The organism is Blautia sp. An46, from assembly GCF_002161645.1.
Classification (GTDB): domain Bacteria; phylum Bacillota; class Clostridia; order Lachnospirales; family Lachnospiraceae; genus Blautia; species Blautia ornithocaccae.
Map to the genome: position 1 here is coordinate 135097 of NZ_NFIF01000007.1, position 20758 is coordinate 155854.

The 20758-nt window shown below is 44.9% G+C and carries 16 protein-coding genes; 11 read left to right on the top strand and 5 right to left on the bottom strand.

Annotation, left to right across the window (positions count from 1 at the left end):
* Positions 1 to 15 precede the first annotated feature (15 nt).
* On the top strand, positions 16 to 1386 hold the full coding sequence (locus B5G00_RS07605; protein WP_087270914.1) for an MATE family efflux transporter: 1371 nt from the start codon (positions 16 to 18) through the stop codon (positions 1384 to 1386).
* On the opposite strand, the gene B5G00_RS07610 is transcribed toward B5G00_RS07605, so the two are convergent.
* Positions 1387 to 2130 carry a YoaK family protein gene (locus B5G00_RS07610; RefSeq protein ID WP_087270917.1) on the bottom strand — a complete coding sequence of 248 codons (744 nt, stop codon included), beginning with the start codon at positions 2128 to 2130 and terminating at the stop codon, positions 1387 to 1389.
* Between the two features lie 238 nt (positions 2131 to 2368).
* Here B5G00_RS07610 and B5G00_RS07615 point away from each other — a divergent pair, with 238 nt between their 5' ends.
* Positions 2369 to 2977, top strand: a complete 609-nt coding sequence (locus B5G00_RS07615) for an AAA family ATPase (RefSeq protein WP_087271011.1) — start codon at positions 2369 to 2371, stop codon at positions 2975 to 2977.
* A 15-nt stretch (positions 2978 to 2992) separates the two neighbouring features.
* Here B5G00_RS07615 and B5G00_RS07620 read toward each other — a convergent pair whose 3' ends face one another.
* Both B5G00_RS07620 and B5G00_RS07625 read right to left on the bottom strand, forming a co-directional pair.
* Positions 2993 to 3583 carry a 50S ribosomal protein L25 gene (locus tag B5G00_RS07620; protein WP_087270920.1) on the bottom strand — a complete coding sequence of 197 codons (591 nt, stop codon included), beginning with the start codon at positions 3581 to 3583 and terminating at the stop codon, positions 2993 to 2995.
* 160 nt (positions 3584 to 3743) lie between these two features.
* On the bottom strand, positions 3744 to 4649 hold the full coding sequence (locus tag B5G00_RS07625) for an AraC family transcriptional regulator (protein WP_087270923.1): 906 nt from the start codon (positions 4647 to 4649) through the stop codon (positions 3744 to 3746).
* 196 nt (positions 4650 to 4845) lie between these two features.
* Here B5G00_RS07625 and B5G00_RS07630 point away from each other — a divergent pair, with 196 nt between their 5' ends.
* From B5G00_RS07630 to B5G00_RS07660, 7 genes are all read left to right on the top strand, one after another.
* Positions 4846 to 6309, top strand: a complete 1464-nt coding sequence (locus B5G00_RS07630; RefSeq protein ID WP_087270926.1) for an alpha-glucosidase/alpha-galactosidase — start codon at positions 4846 to 4848, stop codon at positions 6307 to 6309.
* A 359-nt stretch (positions 6310 to 6668) separates the two neighbouring features.
* On the top strand, positions 6669 to 7427 hold the full coding sequence (locus B5G00_RS07635; RefSeq protein WP_242971314.1) for a zinc metallopeptidase: 759 nt from the start codon (positions 6669 to 6671) through the stop codon (positions 7425 to 7427).
* Between the two features lie 206 nt (positions 7428 to 7633).
* The gene (malQ, locus tag B5G00_RS07640; RefSeq protein WP_087270929.1) at positions 7634 to 9109 is read left to right on the top strand and encodes a 4-alpha-glucanotransferase; all 1476 of its coding nucleotides are present in this window, start codon (positions 7634 to 7636) and stop codon (positions 9107 to 9109) included.
* A gap of 29 nt (positions 9110 to 9138) precedes the next feature.
* Positions 9139 to 10176, top strand: a complete 1038-nt coding sequence (locus B5G00_RS07645) for a LacI family DNA-binding transcriptional regulator (RefSeq protein ID WP_087270932.1) — start codon at positions 9139 to 9141, stop codon at positions 10174 to 10176.
* 177 nt (positions 10177 to 10353) lie between these two features.
* Entirely contained in the window at positions 10354 to 12618 is a 2265-nt protein-coding gene (locus B5G00_RS07650) for a glycogen/starch/alpha-glucan phosphorylase (RefSeq protein ID WP_087270935.1), read from the top strand.
* 301 nt (positions 12619 to 12919) lie between these two features.
* Entirely contained in the window at positions 12920 to 14287 is a 1368-nt protein-coding gene (locus tag B5G00_RS07655; RefSeq protein ID WP_087270938.1) for an ATP-binding protein, read from the top strand.
* Between the two features lie 21 nt (positions 14288 to 14308).
* On the top strand, positions 14309 to 15295 hold the full coding sequence (locus tag B5G00_RS07660) for an alpha/beta hydrolase (RefSeq protein WP_087270941.1): 987 nt from the start codon (positions 14309 to 14311) through the stop codon (positions 15293 to 15295).
* A gap of 76 nt (positions 15296 to 15371) precedes the next feature.
* On the opposite strand, the gene B5G00_RS07665 is transcribed toward B5G00_RS07660, so the two are convergent.
* A complete protein-coding gene (locus B5G00_RS07665) occupies positions 15372 to 16832 on the bottom strand; it encodes a family 43 glycosylhydrolase (protein ID WP_087270944.1) in 1461 nt (486 codons plus the stop codon).
* Positions 16833 to 16893: 61 nt separating this feature from the next.
* On the opposite strand from B5G00_RS07665, the gene B5G00_RS07670 reads away from it, so the two are divergent.
* Positions 16894 to 17916 carry an ABC transporter permease gene (locus B5G00_RS07670; protein WP_275532367.1) on the top strand — a complete coding sequence of 341 codons (1023 nt, stop codon included), beginning with the start codon at positions 16894 to 16896 and terminating at the stop codon, positions 17914 to 17916.
* Positions 17917 to 18028: 112 nt separating this feature from the next.
* Here the strand turns inward: B5G00_RS07670 and B5G00_RS07675 are convergent, their stop codons facing one another.
* On the bottom strand, positions 18029 to 18949 hold the full coding sequence (locus B5G00_RS07675; RefSeq protein ID WP_087270949.1) for an ArsR/SmtB family transcription factor: 921 nt from the start codon (positions 18947 to 18949) through the stop codon (positions 18029 to 18031).
* A 225-nt stretch (positions 18950 to 19174) separates the two neighbouring features.
* Between B5G00_RS07675 and arfA the strand changes: the two genes are divergently transcribed.
* Complete coding sequence (arfA, locus tag B5G00_RS07680) at positions 19175 to 20689, top strand: arabinosylfuranosidase ArfA (RefSeq protein ID WP_087270952.1); 1515 nt, start codon at positions 19175 to 19177, stop codon at positions 20687 to 20689.
* The last annotated feature ends 69 nt before the right edge of the window (positions 20690 to 20758 follow it).

The window sequence follows — 20758 nt, forward strand, 5'->3', positions numbered from 1 at the left end:
GAAGGATAAAGAAAAATGGAAAAGACACAGAAAGAAAAAATATTTGAGGATTATCCTATAAAAAAGGCAGTAGCCACTTTGGCAGTGCCCACCATATTAAGTTCTTTGGTCATGGTATTGTACAACTTGGCAGATACTTTTTTTGTGGGAATGCTCAATGACCCAATTGAAAACGCAGCAGTGGCTCTGGCAGGGCCGCTGCTTCTTGCCTTCAATGCAGTCAATAATCTTTTCGGGGTAGGAAGCTCCAGCCTGATGAGCCGGTCCCTGGGGAAAAAAGATTATGAAACTGTAGGGAAAGCCTCTGCTTTTGGGTTTTACGGGGCTTTATTTTTTGGACTTGTATTTTCTATCCTCTGTACAGTTTTCAGAGGACCGCTGCTGCAGCTTTTGGGAGCGGACAGCACAACGATAAATGCTACCAATGGATATATTAACTGGACGGTAAGCCTGGGAGCGGCTCCGGCAATCCTGAACGTTGTAATGGCTTATCTGGTGCGCTCAGAAGGGGCGGCTATGCATGCCAGCATCGGTACCATGAGCGGCTGCTTTCTGAATATTATCCTGGATCCGATTTTCATACTTCCATGGGGACTGGATATGGGAGCGGAAGGGGCCGGATGTGCAACTTTTCTTTCTAACTGTGCGGCCTGCATTTACTTTTTTGTTTTTCTGGCTGTTAAGAAGAAGGAAACATTTATCAGTATCTCTCCCAGAAAGTTCACCCTGGAAAGGAGAGTGGTCTCTAATGTGTTTATCGTAGGGATTCCTGCTTCTATACAGAATCTTCTGAATGTTACGGGTATGACGATCCTGAATAATTTTACTGCCTCTTATGGAGCAGATGCCATAGCGGCTATGGGAATCAGCCAGAAAGTCAATACAGTTCCTATGAATATTTCCATGGGGCTTTCCCAGGGGATCATGCCGCTGGTAAGCTATAACTACGCCAGCGGAGACAGCAAACGAATGAAGGATACTATTAAGTTTTCTATGAAAACAGCTCTTATATTCCTCGTCCTGGTGGCTGCCCTGTTCTTTATAGGCTCCGAGACAGTAGTGGGGATGTTTATTGGAGATGAAAATGTAATTGCCTATGGCAGCAGATTCCTCAGAGGATTTTGCATGGGACTGCCTTTCCTGGCTGTAGACTTTATGGCAGTGGGCGTTTTTCAGGCTGTGGGAATGGGAAAAGAAGCTCTTCTTTTTGCAATCCTCAGGAAGATCGCACTGGAAATCCCGGCTCTGTTTATTCTGAACTGGCTGATGCCTTTGTACGGTCTGGCCTATGCCCAGTTTACCGCAGAAGTGATCCTGGCTATTGCAGCTGTGGTGGTGCTGAAAAGATTGTTCAAAAAAGTAGAAAAGAGGACACAGACTTTTTAGTCAGTGTCCCCGTGGGATCTGGTCCAGCCGTCCTTTTTCCTTTACCAGATCTGCATAGAGCAGGTCTGCCAGGGCAATAGCGAGAGGTATAAGAGAAAACCAGATGGCCTTTCCCAGAAAGAAACGGCAGAGAAAAGTAGAAGCTACACCTCCCAGGACAAAGGAAACCAGCATTACGGTGTGAGTCCGCAGCCTTCGCAGATGGGAAAGCCGTTCCTGGGGATGACGTATAGATTTTGTAATAGCGATACCCACCTGCCTTATGTGATTGGTGCAGAAGGTGGTGGCCATTGGGATACCTTCCGCCTGGCGGAAGGTATTGTACTGCATAGAGCAGATGAAGTTGATCAGAATCTGGGTAATCTGTACTGGAGCGCTTTCCGGCAGAAAACCCAGGAAGATCACTACAGCGATTTCTATAACTACCAGCAGGGTATCCCATCGTATCAGCCGGCTTTTCTTTACATAGCCAGGCAGAACTTCAGAGAGCATGGTTCCCACACAGTATGCAGTAATGGGAATAAAGAAATATAAGGCGTGGAGCCACTGACCGTTTCCCAGGGCCATTGCCAGGAGCACGAAGTTTCCTGTCTGTGCGTTACAGAATACGCCCCCTCGTATAGAATAGGTAAAGGCTCCGAAATATCCGGCAGTCAGCATCATCAAAATAAAAACAATGTCACGTTCACATTCAAGGAACGTATTTTGTGGAGCAGGAGTCTTTTGTGTCTTTTGTTCTTCCATGGATATCTTCCTCCTATCTTTTTAGCGTCAGTGTACACCGACGCTGCCATTCCCCATTATAAGTCTTTCATTTTAGCGGTTCAATAAGGTTTTTCAATAAAAAACAGGAGACGGCGGCCAAAGATTCCGTCATATGCCACAGAAAAAGCAAAGATTGTGCTATAATAAAAGACAGGATTCCCCTGCTTCCAGGAAAGAAAAGCGTTCATCTGGATAGGGGAAAAGTGAGGTGTATGAAATGGAACAGATGTCATTATTTGACGACAGAGGGCAATCTGCGCCCCTTGCCACCAGGCTGCGTCCCGATTCCCTGGAAGATTTTGCAGGGCAGGAGCACCTGCTGGGAAAAGGGAAGATCCTCCGGCAGCTGATTGAAAAGGACCAGATTTCTTCCATGATCTTCTGGGGGCCTCCGGGGGTGGGAAAAACTACTCTGGCCAGCATTATTGCGGGAAGGACAAAGGCCCAGTTTATTAATTTCAGTGCAGTGACCAGCGGTATCAAGGAAATCCGGGAGGTTATGAACCAGGCGGAGCTTGCCAGAAGGATGGCGCCGAAATCCAACGCGTTGTTTAAAGCCTGTGAATCCTGTAAAACAGATGTGAAAAATAAGAAGGCGGAGCCGGTGCCTCTGATTCTTAGAAATGCGCCTACCAGACTGATGAAAGAGCTGGATTACGGAAAGGGATATGAATACGCCCATAATACAGAAGAAAAACTGACTCATATGCAGTGTATGCCGGACAGCCTGAAAGACAGAGTTTACTACCGGCCTACAACCCAGGGAGAAGAGAAGAAAGTAAAGGAGCGTCTGGAGGAGATCAAGGCCTGGAAAGAGGAAAGGTGAATGGCGGAAAGAGGCTTACGCCTCTCCGCCTTCTGCCTCCTCGCCCGTATCTTCTTCAACTGCATTTCTGGATTCGGATACGGTAACAATAATGGTTTCAGGATCAATAAGCAGATCAACTTTTTCATTCTTGGCCATATCCAAGTCACCGACTTTAATAGAATCGCCGACTTTCAGATTTCCCACATCTACCATAACCTTTTCTATCAGGTCTCCAGGCAGGGCTCTGTAAGGAACTTCTTCCAGAAGGAGCTGAAGGACTCCGCTGGCAACTTTGTCATGATTTTCCAGAATAACTTCAGCAACGGACTGTACTTTTTCGCCTTTTACCAGGGCCTGGAAATCAATTTCATCAACCTGCCCTTTCAGAGGGTTAAAGTTAATCTCTTTAAGCAGTACATCCATAGACTCACCGTCTACATCCAGCATTACCTGGCTTCCTCTCCGGTGGATCTTCAACAGCCGGTCTACTGCGGATTTCTCAAGTTTAATAGGGATAGAGCCTTTAATCTCTTTACCAAATACATTACCGGTAACGTATCCCTCTCTTCTTAATCTTTTTGCTTTGATGGACATGTCTCTTTTTTCAGCTTTTAAAGTATTCATTTGACTTTTCCTCCAAAAATCTGATTGCCCGACAGCCTTCAAATTTGCAATGGGTTATACAAATAGGTTTGTCAAGTACTGTTTTCTTGTTACAAGCATATTATAACACCTATAGCGAATAAAACAAGTGAAAATTCTGTGAACTTTCAGTTTAGAGAAGCTATTCCATTAGTTTTTGATAAGAAGTTCCGGTATTTTCCAGAATGTACTGTTCTTTTCCTGTATCTGCGGTCAGCTTTCTGGCATGGAGCTGCCGGTAGGACAGAGGGCCGGTCCCATAAAACTTTTCGAAAGTATGAGCAAAATGCTGCCGGCTGTTATAGCCTACGGAAAAGGCAATGTCCGTTATGCTCATAGAACTGTTGGTCAGGAGAAAAGCAGCCTCTTCCATCCGCTTTTTGTTTACATATTCTATAATACTGCATCCGAGAATTTTGGAGAAAAGAGACTGGAGATAGGACTTGTTGATTCCTGTATAGGCAGCCAGCTCCGGAACCCGTATGGTTTCGTGGATGTTCTGGTCAATATAGCCGCAGGCTTTTTTCAGATAATAGAGCCCGGTGTTTTCTTTCCCATGAATTACGGAATAGGCCAATTCTGTCATTGTTCTGGAGTAAAGGAGATAGAGGAGATAGTCGTCAGAACTGTCAGGAGCCTTCTGGAGATGAGAGATCAGATCCTTTAGGGAATATCCCAGGTTCCGCATATCTCCGCCGCAGCAGTAAGACGGCATTTTCTTCCAAAACTCCTGAAAATCCCTGGATTTACCAAGGAGTTCCGATAACTGCAGACTTCCCCTTTCAGAGGAAAAACTGAATTCCAGATTTAGAATAGAGCAGGGGCGTTCCGGCAGGATTTCCAGCCTGTGCGGAAGCCTGGCGCCGATAAAGACAAAATGGTTGGGAGTTACCTGATATACTTCTTCCCCGCATAGGATGGTACAGCTGCCTGCGGTTACATACATAATCTCAAAACTGCTGTGAGAATGGGGAGACATATGGAATTCGGGAAGGGAAAGGGCATAGAAAGCGGTGATATCGCCAAAGAGAGCTTTAATTTCTGACATAATGAAAAACCTCCTGCTTACAGCTCCGGCAGCTTGAAACTTCAGCAGCCAGGCTGGGACTGATGCTTCTATCAGTGTAGCACAAAAAATTAAATGCGGCAATATATTGCATTTTAGAAGAAACAGGTCAATAGGTTGCACATAGAAAAAGACCAGAAGTTATAATGGACAAAACAAAAGAAACGGGAGGTTTATTATGAGCTTTAAAGTTGCATTTATCGGAGCAGGAAGCCTGGTTTTTGCCAGAACTTTATTTACGGATATTATGTCGGTTCCGGAATTCCACAATATTGAGGTGGCATTTACTGACATTAACGAAGACAATCTGGAAAAGACCAGAGCCCTGTGCCAGAGGGACCTGGATGCCAATGGAATTCCAGTGAAAATTTTCGCCACTACTGACAGAAGAGAGGCATTCCGAGACGCCAGGTATATCGTAAACTGCGTCCGTATCGGAGGACTGGAGGCCTTTGAGACGGATATTGAGATTCCTCTGAAATACGGTGTAGACCAGTGCGTGGGAGATACTCTGTGCACAGGAGGCATCATGTATGGACAGAGAGTTATCGCAGAAATGCTGAACTTCTGCAAAGATATCCGGGAAGTGGCAGAACCGGGAGCGATTATGCTGAACTATTCCAATCCTAACGCTATGGCTACCTGGGCCTGCAATAAATATGGCGGAGTAAAGACTATTGGTCTGTGCCATGGAGAAATCCATGGAGAAATGCAGATTGCCGAGGTCCTTGGAATTCCCAGAGAAGAGCTGGATATTATCTGTGCAGGCATCAACCATCAGACCTGGTATATTTCTGTGAAACATCATGGAGAAGATATGATTCCAAAACTTCTGGAAGGATTTGAAAACCATGAGAAATTCCGGGAAGAGGAAAAGGTAAGGATTGATATGCTGAAGCGTTTTGGCTATTATTCCACAGAATCTAACGGACACCTTTCTGAGTATGTAGCCTGGTATCGGAAACGTCCGGATGAAATTAAAGACTGGATCAATCTGGATAACTGGATTAACGGAGAAACAGGAGGATACCTGCGGGTTACCCGAGAGGAAAGAAACTGGTTTGAGACAGACTATCCAAAGATTTTGAAGGAAGAACCTAAGAAACTGGACGGTTCCGAGAGGGGCAAGGAGCACTGCTCTTACATTATAGAATCTCTGGAAACAGGAAGAATGTACCGTGGACATTTTAACATGATGAATGAAGGCTGCATTACCAACCTGCCTTATGAATCAGTAGTAGAAGTTCCCTGTTATGTAGATGGAAACGGAATCAGCGTGCCAAAGGTAGGCGACCTTCCACTAGGCTGTGCAGCAGTGTGCTCTCAGTCCATCTGGGTACAGAAACTGGCAGTAGAGGCTGCTGTCCATGGTGATGTAAAGCTTCTGAAACAGGCTGCTATGATGGATCCTCTCACAGGAGCAGTGTGCAATCCGCCGGAAATCTGGCAGATGATCGACGAGATGCTGGTAGCTCAGGAAAAATGGCTGCCCCAGTATACAGAGGCCATTAAAGAGGCAAAAGAAAATCTGGCAAAGGGAGACCTGATCCCTACAAAAGATTACCATGGAGCTGCAAGACTGAGAGAGAAGACTCCGGAAGAAGTTGCAGCAGAACATGAGGCTAGGAAAATAACGGTATAATCAAATGAAGCCCCCCGGATGGCAGTCCGAGGGGGTTTTTGTATTCCTGGCGGCAGTTTATCCTTAACTTATCCGAAGATAAATAGGCAGGTTTACTTTTGTATCCGGTAACTACCACCGGGAATCTAAGAATTGCAAGATGAGAGGTAGTCTAGAGGCAAATCCTGCGGCCAAAAATTCAAAAAACGCAAAATGAGCGGTACTCTGGAGTCTATTGTACAGTTGACATCTTAGCAATAGAATTCTTGTAAGTTTATGATGCTGGGCAAGCCAGTGAGCATGATTTGCCAGATATAATCGACTCCTCTGATTTCTGTGAAATTCCTTCCAGAAAACTTTTTTTGAATCCGGGAATGATAATGACCTCAGGAGAACATACTATTACCGATTATACATCGGAAAGGAATCACGCTATGTTCTTCGACTATTATTACATTCTCTGGGTACTGCCTGCAGTGATTTTTGCCATATGGGCCAGTGCAAGAGTCAGCAGTACATTTCAGAAATATTCTTCTCAGATTTCCAGGTCAGGGCTTTCCGGAAGTCAGGCGGCCAGGAGAGTTCTGGAAGCTGAGGAGGTGTATCAGGTACAGATAGAAAGGACAGGAGGAAGTCTTACCGACCACTATGACCCCAGGATCAATGTTATACGGCTTTCGGATAGTGTCTGTGACCAGACGTCCACGGCAGCTATCGGCGTGGCAGCCCATGAGGCGGGCCACGCCATTCAGTATGCCCGGGGATATCTGCCTATTAAGATCCGAAATGCCATTATACCAGTGACCAATATCGGCTCCCGCCTGGCCCTTCCTCTGATCCTCATAGGCCTGCTCTTTGCGGGACAGGGTTCAGAAATGGGAAAAATGGCTTATCTTGGAGTGTTCTGCTTTGGACTTTCAACTTTGTTCCAGGTGATCACTCTTCCGGTAGAGTTTGACGCCAGCAGGAGAGCACTCAGGGCTATTGAGAATGCCCATATTTTAACAGAAGAAGAGCTTTCAGGAGCCAGAAAAGTACTTACTGCTGCGGCCCTTACCTATGTGGCGGCTCTGGCGGTGTCTCTTACACAGCTTTTCCGTCTCCTGGCTATTGTTAATCGGAGAAACGGACGGGAATAGAATCTATTCAGTCATATCGACCAAATTCCCGGCATAAAATTTGTTAAACATTACCTACTTGCATCTTTTCGCAACCTGTGTTAGATTAACCATAGAAAGTATCGGAAACGTTACCGATACCGTTACCAGAAACCGGACCCACTCATATCTCATTGCGGTTTATCTGCAAATCTGTGGGTTCGCCAGATACGAAAAGGAGAGGGATCATGAGAGAAAGCGGTGTGCTGCTTCCAGTGGCCAGTCTTCCATCTAATTACGGGATTGGCTGTTTTTCCAGGGAAGCCTATGAATTTGTGGATCAGTTAAAAGCAGGGGGACAGAAGAACTGGCAGATTCTTCCATTAGGACCTACAGGATACGGGGATTCTCCTTATCAGTCTTTTTCTACCTTTGCAGGAAATCCGTATTTTATTGATTTAGAAACTCTTATTGAAGAGGGGCTGCTCGCAAAGCAGGAATGTGATGCCTGTGACTTTGGAGATAATGCAGAATTTATCGATTACGAGAAGATATATTTTTCCAGATTTAAGATTCTTCGGAAAGCTTTTGAACGCTTTGCGCCTGGAGAGGATTTTGAAAGATTTACAGAAGAAAACAAGGAGTGGCTGGAAGATTACGCCCTCTACATGGGGATTAAAAACAGCCTGGGCGGCATCAGCTGGAGTGAATGGCCTGACGGGCTGAAGAGAAGAGTTCCTGAGATCCTGGAAGAGAAGAGAGAAGAGCTGAAAGATGAGATCCAGTTTATCCGTTTTCAGCAGTATGAGTTCGCAAAACAGTGGACAAAACTGAAAAAATATGCCAATGACCAGGGAATCCGCATCATTGGAGATATTCCCATTTATGTAGCTTTTGACAGTGCCGATGCATGGGCAAATCCGGAACTTTTCCAGTTTGACGAGGAATGCACGCCTACAGCTGTGGCCGGCTGTCCCCCCGACGCTTTTGCAGCTACAGGGCAGCTCTGGGGAAATCCTCTCTATGACTGGGAATACCATGAGAAAACAGGATTCGCCTGGTGGATACAGAGACTGGAATACTGCTATAAACTTTACGATGTGGTCCGGGTAGACCACTTCCGGGGATTTGACGAGTATTACGCCATCCCTTACGGTGATAAGACAGCAGAGTTTGGAGAATGGAAAAAAGGCCCTGGACTGAAACTGTTTAAGGCAGTGAAGGAAGCCATGGGTGATACGGCGATTATTGCAGAGGATCTGGGATACCTTACCGACAGTGTAAGACAGTTAGTAAAGGATACAGGTTATCCGGGAATGAAGGTGCTGCAGTTTGCTTTTGACTCCAGAGAGGAAAGCGATTATCTGCCCCATAATTATGATCATAACTGTGTGGTATACACAGGTACTCATGATAATAACACGATCCTGGGATGGCTGGACGAGATGGCTCCCGAGGACAGGCTCCTGGCGGAGAGATATCTGAACAACCGGTATACCAGAAAAGAAGATATGCCCTGGGATTTCATCCGGCTGTCTATGGCTTCTGTGGCTGACCTGGCGATCACTCCTATACAGGAATTCCTCTGCCTGGGAGGAGAAGCAAGGATCAATCGGCCTTCCACTCTGGGCATTAACTGGAAGTGGAGACTTTTAAAAGGCCAGATCACCCATGAGATCACAGGAAGAATGTATGATATGACAAAGCTTTACGGCAGGCTGTAAGCTGAGTTTTTATAAAGGCGGGATTTTAAATGGCAGGAATGACCATCAAAGATATTGCAAAAAAATGCGGGGTAGGCGTAAGCACCGTATCCAGAGCCATGAATAACCACCCGGATATCAACCAGGAAACAAAGGACATGATCCTGCGGGTGATCGCAGAGTCCAATTATATTCCAAATAACAGCGCCAGAAATCTGAAGCGCTCGGATGCCAGAGCCATTGCGGTACTGGTAAAGGGTCTGGAAAATACTTTTTTTGGAGAACTGGTAAGCGGCCTGGAACGGGAATGTGAGAAAAAAGGATACAGCTGTATCCTCCAGCATGTGGAGGAACAGGATAATGAGCTGGATGTGGCCCTGTATGTGGCAAAGGAGAAAAAGCCCAGAGGCATGATCTTTCTGGGAGGTAATTTTTCACATCCCAGAGAAAAAATCCAACAGCTGGGAATTCCCTGCGTTCTCAGCACCATCTGTACATATGGCGACCAGGAGCAGAGCTTTGGAACTGTATCTGTAGATGACTTTCTGGAAAGCCGGAAGATGACAGAGTACCTTCTGGGCCTGGGGCATGAGAAGATTGCCCTTCTTACTGCACCAAGAGAAGATGAGAGTATCGGAAAACTGAGACTTATGGGCTATCAGAAGGCTCTTGAAGAACATGGAATCCCATTTCGGGAGGAGCTGGTGGCATATATGGATGCCACAGAAGACCGGTATTCTTTTGCTACAGGCTACCGCATGGCCAAGAAGCTTCTGGAGAAAAGAGACTTTACGGCTTTATATGCAACTTCGGATACTCTGGCAATAGGAGCCTGCAGGGCCCTGAAAGAAGCCGGACTGGATATTCCCGGAGACTGCTCTGTAGCGGGATTCGACGGTATGGACATGGGAGCTTATTATATTCCCAGCCTTACCACTATCCGCCAGCCGGTGGAAAAGATTGCCTCCGCTTCTGCGGATCTGCTTTTTAACATGATCAAAGGCAAAGAAAAGCCCAAAAAGCAGATTTTTGAAGGGGAGCTGCTCATAAGAGAGTCTACAGCAAAAAAAAACTGTAACCCCATATAAAAAGGGGCTGTCACATTAGTCATATGTCAGGAATATTTATACATTTTATGCGAATTTGTCGAGCATAGCTTTGAGACCGTAGGCTCAAAGCGGCACAGACTGAGCAATAAAATGTATAAACGTTCTCGATTTTGATTAATGCGACAGCTTTGGAAAGATTTTCAGGAGGAAAATATCATGGAAAAAAGATTACAGACACTGTTAAATGAAAAATTCGGAAAAAATCTGGATAACTGCAGTCAGGCAGAGCTTTTCCAGGCTTTAATGAGCCTTACAAAAGAGGAGACACAGAAGCTTCCAAAAAATCAGGGAAATAAAAAACTCTATTACATTTCCGCAGAATTTCTTATCGGAAAACTGCTGTCCAACAATCTGATCAATCTGGGCCTCTATGAGGAAGTGGAAAAAGTTCTGGAAAAACACGGACAGAAACTGTGCGAGATCGAAGAACTGGAGCTGGAGCCTTCTTTAGGAAACGGCGGACTGGGCCGTCTGGCAGCCTGCTTCCTGGATTCCATTGCTACCCTGGGACTTCCGGGAGACGGCATCGGCCTGAACTACCACTTTGGCCTGTTCCAGCAGATGTTTAAAGACCACAAACAGAAAGAAGTGAAAAATCCATGGCTTACCCAGGAGAGCTGGCTGGTGCGTCAGCCTGAGACCTTCCAGGTGCCTTTTAAGGATTTCACCCTGAACTCTGTTTTATATGATATCGATGTTCCAGGTTATGAGTCCGGATGCAACCGTCTCCATCTTTTTGATGTGGACACCATTGACGAAAGCCTGGTACCCGAAGACAGCATTGACTTCGATAAAGAAAAGATCCAGAAGAACCTTACCCTGTTTCTCTATCCAGATGATTCTGACGATGCAGGCCGCAAACTGCGTATCTACCAGCAGTATTTCATGGTAAGCTGCGGGGCTCAGCTGATCCTGAAAGAGTGTGAGGACAAAGGCTATGACCTGCATAAACTGAACGAGCATGTAGTGATCCAGATTAACGACACCCATCCTTCTATGGTTATTCCTGAACTGATCCGTCTGCTTACTGGAAAAGGATTTACCATGGATGAAGCAGTGGAAGTTGTGAGCAAGACCTGCGCTTATACAAACCACACCATCCTGGCAGAAGCTCTGGAAAAATGGCCCATGGATTATCTGGAGGAAGTGGTTCCTCACCTTCTTCCTATCATCAAAGAGCTGGATGAGAGAGTAAGAGAGAAATATGCAGACGAGTCTGTGTACATTATTGATGAAGACGAGAGAGTCCATATGGCCCACATGGATATCCACTATGGATTTTCTGTAAACGGTGTGGCAGCTCTTCACACAGAGATTCTGAAAAATACAGAGCTGAACAACTTCTACAAAATCTATCCGGAGAAGTTTAACAACAAGACAAACGGCATTACTTTCCGCCGTTGGCTCCTCCACTGCAACAGAGAGCTGAGCGCCTATATTGAGTCTCTTATCGGACCTGGATTCAAGAAGAATGCAGATGAGCTGGAAAAATTGCTGGCTTACAAAGATGACGAGAAAGTATTAGAGAAACTGGCCCAGATCAAGGTAGGTAAAAAGCTGGAGTTTAAGAAATTTATGAAAGAGACCCAGGATATGGATCTGGACGAAAACTCTATCTTTGACGTTCAGGTAAAACGTCTCCATGAGTACAAACGTCAGCAGATGAACGCTCTGTATGCCATTTATAAATATCTGGATATCAAAGCTGGAAATAAGCCGAAAACTCCGATTACCATGATTTTTGGAGCTAAGGCTGCTCCTGCTTACGTGATCGCAAAGGATATCATCCACCTGATCCTCTGCCTCCACGACCTGATTGAAAATGATCCGGAGGTGAAACCATATTTCCGTGTGCTGATGATCGAGAATTACAATGTTTCTAAAGCTGCCAAGGTAATTCCTGCAGCAGACATTTCTGAGCAGATTTCTCTGGCATCTAAAGAAGCTTCCGGAACAGGAAATATGAAGTTCATGCTCAACGGCGCCCTGACTCTGGGAACTGAAGACGGAGCCAATGTAGAAATCCGGGACCTGGTAGGAGATGAGAATATCTATATCTTCGGAAAACGCCCACAGGAAGTCATCGATCTGTATGCAGAAGAAGCTTACTGTTCAGAGGATATTTACAAGAAAGATAAGCTGATCCATAAGCTGGTAGACTTTATCGTAGGAAAAGAACTGCTGGCTATCGGCGATAAGGAAAGCCTTACAAGACTTCACAAAGAACTGGTAGGCAAAGACTGGTTCATGACTCTTCTGGATACCAGAGAGTATATTGAGACCAAGGAAAAAATCTATGCAGACTATGAAGATCAGAAAGCATGGCAGAAAAAAGCTTTGATCAACATTGCAAAGGCAGGATTCTTCTCCTCAGACAGAACAATTAAACAGTACAATGAGGATATCTGGCATTTACAGTAAAAAAGCCGGAAAACGGAATCGTGCTTTTGAGAAGGAAGATGACTTAGGCCTTCGATAATATCTGAGAAAATAGAAAATTTCAGAGAAAGGCTGTCACATGCTGACGGACTCTTTGGGAGATGCTAGATGCAGAACAGAGCATCTGCCTGGAGGACGTTGGGGATGGGGCAGCCTTCGCTGTTATGCAAAAATGGAAACAAAATAATTTTTGGGAATTAACGATTTACTGTAAAAAATGGAAATGCTATAATCAAATCCAAGTTAAAGATTCTGCCGAAATAAAAGGAGTTGAAAATTTGCAATGCCCGAAAGCCAGAATATTGAATGGAAAGCTAAATGGAAAGATGAGTATCTGGAATGGATCTGCGGATTTGCTAATGCACAGGGTGGAAAGATTTACATCGGATGTGATGACTATGGGAATGTCGTCGGGCTGCCAAATGCCCATAAACTTTTGGAAGATATCCCGAATAAAATCAGAGATACTATGGGTATTATCGTAGGTGTCAATCTGTATGAAAGTGATGACAAAGAATACATTGAGATTGATGTCCCGACATATCCTATAGGTATTTCCTGCAAAGGAGTATATTATTATCGCAGTGGGAGTACGCGCCAGATATTATCTGGGCCTGCACTAGAAGCATTTTTAATGCGAAAGCGTGGAGTGACATGGGACAATCAGCCGCTTCCGGCATTTACCATGAAGGATATAGACGAGGAGACTGTTAAGCATTTTAAACAATGGGCGACAAGAAAAGGGCGTATAGACAAAAGTGTGTTAGAAGAGCCAAAAGAGATGCTTTTAGAAAAATTACATCTTATAAACGGTTCTTATCTGACAAATGCAGCTATGCTGCTCTTTGGGAAAAATCCGGAGAGATGGCAGTTGGGCTCGTATATTAAAATAGGATATTTTGAGACAGATGCCGACCTGCTTTATCAGGATGAGATTCATGGCTCCATACTGGAGCAGATTGATAAGACTGTAGAAGTGCTGTATTTAAAGTACATGAAAGCGAAAATCACATATGAAGGCATGCAGAGAATTGAACGGTATTTTGTACCGGAAGAGGCCTTAAGAGAAGCACTGCTGAATGCTATATGCCATAAACAGTATCAATCTGGAATCCCCATTCAGATCAGCGTGTATGAAGATAAATTATATATTGCGAATTGCGGCTGTCTTCCTGAAAATTGGACATTGGAAAATTTAATGAAAAAGCATGCATCCAGTCCATATAATCCTAATATTGCTCATGTGTTTTACTTGGCTGGGTTTATTGAGAGCTGGGGACGGGGGATTGAAAAGATTTGTTCCGCCTGTGAGAATGATGGAGTACCTCAACCGGAATATACGATTAATCCTGGGGACATTATGATTAAATTTACTGCTCCTGAGGATAGGGTTGTTGGATCTGCGGTCAAAAAGGTGACTGAAAAGGTGACTGAAAAGGTGACTGAAAGGGTGACTGAAAAGGTGACTGAAAAAGAACGGGAACTTTTGGGACTGTTGCTGGAAGACCCAGGATATACAATGCTGCAGTTGGCTGAGAAAATGGAAATCAGCAGGAAAACGGTAGCTGCCCGCTTAAAAAGCCTGAAAGAAAAGGGCATTATTGAGCGTGTAGGATCAGACAGAAAAGGATATTGGAAAATATTGCATTAAAAATAACAGGACTGAAAGAGAATGAAGAAAAAAAAGAGACTTAAAAGAATTTTGCCTGTGGTTTTAGCGGTGCTGTTTCTTCTGTATATAGGTCTGGCTAATATCCTTGTAAGTGCGGCCCTGGTTCCTTCTTTTATGGAACGGCTGGAGGCTTTTTCCAGGATTACCGAGGATAGTGTAAATGCCCTGGTACATACCAGCGACATACAGCAGCAGTACCAAAAGTCCTGGGAAGAAACCAGGGAATGGGCGAAGAATGCTCATGGACAGAAATTGACGAAAGAAACAGAAGAAGGGTATAAGCTGGTGGCCCAGGAAGTGTATACAGAAGAAGAGAGCCATAAGTGGGTACTCCTCCTTCACGGGTATACGGGATGGAAAGAGGCTATGTATCCCTTTGCCATGTGGTATAACCAGCGAGGCTATCATGTGCTCGCTCCTGACATGCGGTGTCAGGGAGAAAGTGAAGGAGACTTCATCGGAATGGGCTGGACAGACAGGAGAGATAATATGCTCTGGCTGGACTACATACTGGAACAGGACCCTGAGGCAGAAATCGTTATCCACGGACAGTCTATGGGAGCGGCCTGTGCTTTGATGATGACAGGAGAAGAAGACCTGCCGGAAAATGTAAAGGCAGTTGTCTCAGACTGCGCCTATACAGATGCATATACTATGTTTCAGGAAAAAATCGTCCAGTGGTTTCACCTTCCGGCTTTTCCTATTCTGGACACTGCCAATCTCATGCTCCAGCTCAGAGGAGGCTATGACTTGAAGGATGCTTCTGCCCTGGAGGCGGTGAAGAAAAGCAGCATCCCTACACTATTTATACATGGAGATCAGGATCAGATGATTTCTGTGGAAATGTCCCGGGAACTTTACCAAGAGGCGGCCTGTCCGAAAGAGCTGCTCATTGTAGAAGGGGCGGGACACGCCCAATGCCAGGATAAGGATCCGGAAGGGTATTATGGAGCTGTGGAAAAACTTTTAGATACTTATGTTTCATAAAAACAGGACTCTTCACGAAACAAAGAATAGAATGTTTCATGAAGAGTCCTGTTTTATTTTGTATAAGAATCCTAAGCTATTCTACAATAATTTCCGCTTTCACTTTCAGCCTGTCTTCACTGCATACAATTCCCATTGCCGGAACAGAGAAATCCGGCATGCCGTTTTTATCCCAATAGATTTTTCCCACGGAAGCATTTCTTCCGGCATCATAAAGAGGCTGATAATCCTCTTCCACAAGATACTGCTCTTCCTGACGTCCATGGTAGATGATAAGATCCTGGGAATCGTCGTCAGACTTTGTAAAGCTGTTGTGGCCCAGGCCGTACTGTCCTGTTTCTCTGCTGCTCTGGAATACAGGATAAGGCAGCTTTGTCCAGGAGGAAGCGCTGAGCAGATCTGAGTCCTCATCTGCGTATAAAAGTCCTACACAGTACATGGCATCTGTGCCGCTGGCAGAAAAAGTAATAAAGATACGTCCATTATGCTTGATCACTCCCGGGCCTTCATCTACAGGAAAACCGTGGAGCTCCCAGTTATATTCCGGATGAGTCAGCCGGACAGCTGGTGTGCACAGAGTCCAGGGGTTGGAAAGCTGGGCGATGAAAATATCGGAAATATTGTTGGTTTTCTGGGCCCAGATATGAGGACTCATAGTTCCATTGTTGATGGGCTTTCTCTCATATATGACTTTTTCTTCATAGGCATCGGAGCCGTCTGCAAGGCCTTCTAAAGTGTCTGCCCTTCGGAGAATAATATAGAGGTACTGATATTTTCCATCCAGGTTATGTTCCATATCCGTATAGGAGGCGGTAAAATAATATTTTCCGTCTGTATGTTTGTAGATATAAGGATCAGCGCGATGGTAGATCAGAGGTTTTTCAAATAAGGTCTGATGGAGTTTCCCCTCTACAGTATATCTGCCCGGAGTCTGGAGCAGTCCTTCCGGGATTGCTTCCCACTCTACAGGAAGTTCTTCAGTTCCGCCGTTGGAATATTCCACAGAAATCTTCTCGGGGAGAGAAGGAATCTTTCCAGGCTCTGCTTTAAGAGAAAGAGATTCTGTCTTTGTCAGAAGTACAGGCTCCGGTTTTCCATATACAGGAAACAAAGTTTCCAGGAGAGAGACAGGAATCTCCAGACGGTTTTCCAGGTCAGGATAGAGGGAAATTTCTTTCTCATTTTTGAAGTCCCAGTCTATACCGGTATAACCGGCTCCAGTAAAGGAAAGGAAATCTTTTGTCTCTGCGAAATACATATGAGAGGAATCTTTGGCGTCTCTGGCAGTAATAAGATAGCTGCCATTTTTCAGACTGTAAATAGAAGGCTCAGACAGCTGCTTAGAACCATAATCAGGAAACCAGATTCCGTTGTTTCCATTGAGGCTATACCAGTTTCTGCCGTTATAACTGTACTCCAGATGGAGGCTGTCTGATTCTGGATTGTTCCAGTTTTTCGTATAGGGGCGCAGAAATGCCCTGGTCTGCCCGTCTCTGCACAGGATGTCTTCCTGGGGAAGAGTATACATCTTTTTCATTTTTTCTCCTTTCAGCGATATATGGAAATAGGCGTTTCGCAAACGCCTACCAATTAAATGGCTGAAGGGAGAGTGGACTGGATATGCAGTTTTGTTGATCGTAGCCTGCTGGAGATGGACCGGAGTTAATATTCTGTACTTCCTGGCAGGACTTCAGAGCATCGATACGGAACTTTATGAAGCAGCCTCTATTGACGAGGCCAACAAATGGCAGCAGTTTGTTAAGATTTCTGTTCCGCTGCTGAAACCGACAACCGTATATGTTCTGACTATCAGTATTTACGCTGGTCTATCCATGTTCCTGGAGTCCTTCATGTTGTGGAAAGGAAACAACTCACCTCAGAACATCGGTCTGACTATCGTAGGATATCTGTACAGACAGGGTATTGAAAAGAGAGCTATGGGCTACGCCTGCGCCGCAGGCCTGGTACTGCTGTTTACTGGAGATCATGATTACTGGATCTGGTTTGGAAACAGTTTATTACTGACAGTGATCACAGTTGTGCTTACTCTTTTGGTCAGCTCATTTGTAGCTTATGGATTTGCAGCCTATGATTTTAAAGGAAAGAATTTCTTCTTTGTGATCGTGCTGATTATTCTGTCTATTCCTTTCGAAGTTATCATGCTGCCTCTGTACAGCCAGATCTCTAAGTGGGGAATGATGGACAGCTATGTATCAATCATACTGCCTTTCCTGGCTCATGCATCTACAATATTCTTCTTCCGCCAGTATCTGCTGGGATTGCCTAAATCCCTGATTGAAGCAGGACGTATTGACGGATGTACAGAATATGGTATTTTCTTTAAACTGATTGCCCCAATTATGAAGCCTGCATTTTCAGCTATGGCGATCTTAAACGGTATGAACGCATGGAATAACTACATGTGGCCGCTGCTGGTAATCCGTTCTTCAGAGAAGTACACACTGACGATTGGTCTGAATACACTGATCAATCCATATGGAGATAACTACAGCCTTCTGGTTGTAGGATCGGTATTCTCTATCATCCCGATCTTTATCTTGTTTATCTGCTTCCAGAGATACTTTATCGAAGGTATGACAGCAGGAGCTGTTAAGGGATAATACATAGACAAAAGACCATCCTGTGAGCAGCAGAAACTGCCGGGTCTCACAGGATGGTCCTTTTTATTCCTGCCGCAAGGGTCAAATATCCCGATGCTTGCAGCAGGGTATTTCAGTCCGGTGAATAGGAAACTACCACATGGATGTCCTGGTTGTAGTTTCCAAAGCCTTTGCCGAATAAGGTAAGGCCTCCTGTGTGAACTGCATTGTCAGACACCATAAACTTAAATTTCAGAGGGCTTTTGTGATCTAGGGCGAACTGCTCAATGGTGACATCGGAAATCTTCAGACCATCTATAAAGGTGCCGTTTTTATTAACGATCAGGGTCTTTAGAAGGCCGTACTGGTTCCAGGCAGGAAGCCACCAGCTGGGGGTAAAAAGTCCGTGAACATCTCCGAAATCTCCAGGACTGGTCCAGGTGCCGATGGGAATTTCATTGAGGAAAAAAGCAATGTCTGAGGGCCAGTCATTGTTGGTTCCGGGAGCTTCTGAGGCTATTTCCACATAGAGGATGAGCTGCTCTACCTGACAGTGGGGCGGGAGAAAGTTTGGGATAAGATATTCTACATATCCCTTGGAGAACCAGAGGATTCCAGCATGGGTCCGTTGGGGATGGGCAAAATATCTGGGATCGTCCACTTCTCCGATGAGGCTTTTCCGGGAGGCAATGCCGCAGGTGGGAGACACCTGATAATCGGTATACTGGCCTACTGGAATGTCTACGGAGTAAAGATTTTTGTTCTCTTCCGGAACCTGGGGCATAACATCAATGAGGATCCTGTCTGTGTGGACCCGGCAGAGTTTCTGGTTGCCGTGGCCTTCATGCTCGGAGAGAACGCTGACCAGTCCACATTCTTCCAGCTTCTTTATGTGGCTGGTAAGAGCTCCGTTGGTGATCCCCAGACTTCCGGCGATCTCGTTCATATTCATTTCGCCCTTTTCCAGCAGCAGCTTAATGATCTGGATACGAAGATCAGACCCCAGGGCTTTATAAAGGTCTATACCATCTTCAATTTTCTTAATGTGCAGCATAGGCGGACTCCTTTGTTACGGTGTGTTATAGATAGAATAAGATTTAAACTTTGGTACTATTATAAGTGAAAATCTGGACTTAGGCAACAAAAGTATTTTACTTAGAACTAAATATACATAAAAAATTTTACAAAACCTCCGTTGACACATGGGCATTATAACAATATAATATAGATAAAAGTAAAATAATTAAGAAAAATTTAAATATATAAGGAGGAAACACAAATGAGCAGAAGAGCAAAAATGGTACTGGATAAAGAATTCCAGATCTCCAAAATTGACGAGAGAATCTACGGCTCCTTTATTGAACATCTGGGAAGGGCTGTATATGAGGGCATCTATCAGCCGGGACATCCTGCGGCAGATGCTGACGGATTCCGTCAGGATGTAGTGCAGCTGGTAAAAGAGCTGAATGTGCCTATCATCCGTTATCCGGGAGGAAACTTTGTATCTAATTTCTACTGGGAAGATTCTGTTGGACCAGTGGAAGAGAGACCTCACAGACTGGAACTGGCCTGGAGAAGCCTGGAGAAAAATGAGATCGGTTTAAATGAATTTTCTAAATGGGCAAAACAGGTAAATTCTCAGGTGATGATGGCGGTAAACCTGGGAACCAGAGGAATCTCAGATGCCTGCAACCTGCTGGAATACTGCAATCATCCATCAGGAACTAAATACAGTGACCTGCGTATTAAACACGGTGTAAAAGACCCTCATAACATCAAAGTATGGTGCCTGGGAAATGAGATGGACGGTCCATGGCAGATCGGTCATAAGACCATGGAAGAGTATGGACGTCTGGCAGAAGAAACTGCAAAGGCTATGCGTCTCATCGATCCTACGATCGAACTGGTTTCCTGCGGAAGCTCCAACAGAGATATGCCTACTTTCCCGGATTGGGAAGCAGTTACATTGTCCCATACCTATGATTATGTAGATTACATTTCCATGCATCAGTACTATGGAAACAGAGATAACGACAGCAACGATTATCTGGCTCAGTCTGATGATATGGACGACTTTATCCGCACCATTATCGCTACCTGCGATTATGTAAAAGCGAAAAAACGCAGCAAAAAGACCATGAACTTAAGCTTTGACGAGTGGAATGTATGGTTCCATTCCAACGCGGCAGATGATGACATTACAGAGAATCATCCATGGCAGGTGGCTCCGCCCATGCTGGAAGATATCTATAACTTTGAGGATGCGCTTCTGGTAGGACTTATGCTGATCACTCTGCTGAAACATGCAGACCGTGTAAAGATGGCCTGCCTGGCACAGCTGGTAAATGTTATTGCTCCTATTATGACAGACGCTGCAGGCGGCGCATGGAAGCAGACCATCTTCTATCCGTTTATGCATGCTTCCAAATATGGAAGAGGTATTGCTCTTCAGCCGGTAGTTTCCGGAACAAAGCATGCTACAGCAAAACATGATGAGATCACAGACGTAGAGTCTATCGCTGTATACAACGAAGAAAAAGATGAAGTGACCATCTTTGCTGTAAACCGTAATCTGGAGGAAGACGTAGAACTGACAACAGATGTGAGAAGCTTTGAAGGATACAGAGTATTAGAGCACATTGTTATGGAGAATGAAGATCTGAAGGCAGTAAACAGCCTGACAGAGGAAAAAGTTTATCCGGTTAATGCAGACGACAGAACAAAACTGGACGGCGGTATTGCCACAAGCGTTCTGAAGAAAGCTTCCTGGAACGTGATCCGTCTGGGGAAATAAAAAGATAGACAGAAATACGGAATATTATATGGGCAGTCATTTTTGGATTGTCTTATGAAAGAGGAGAAA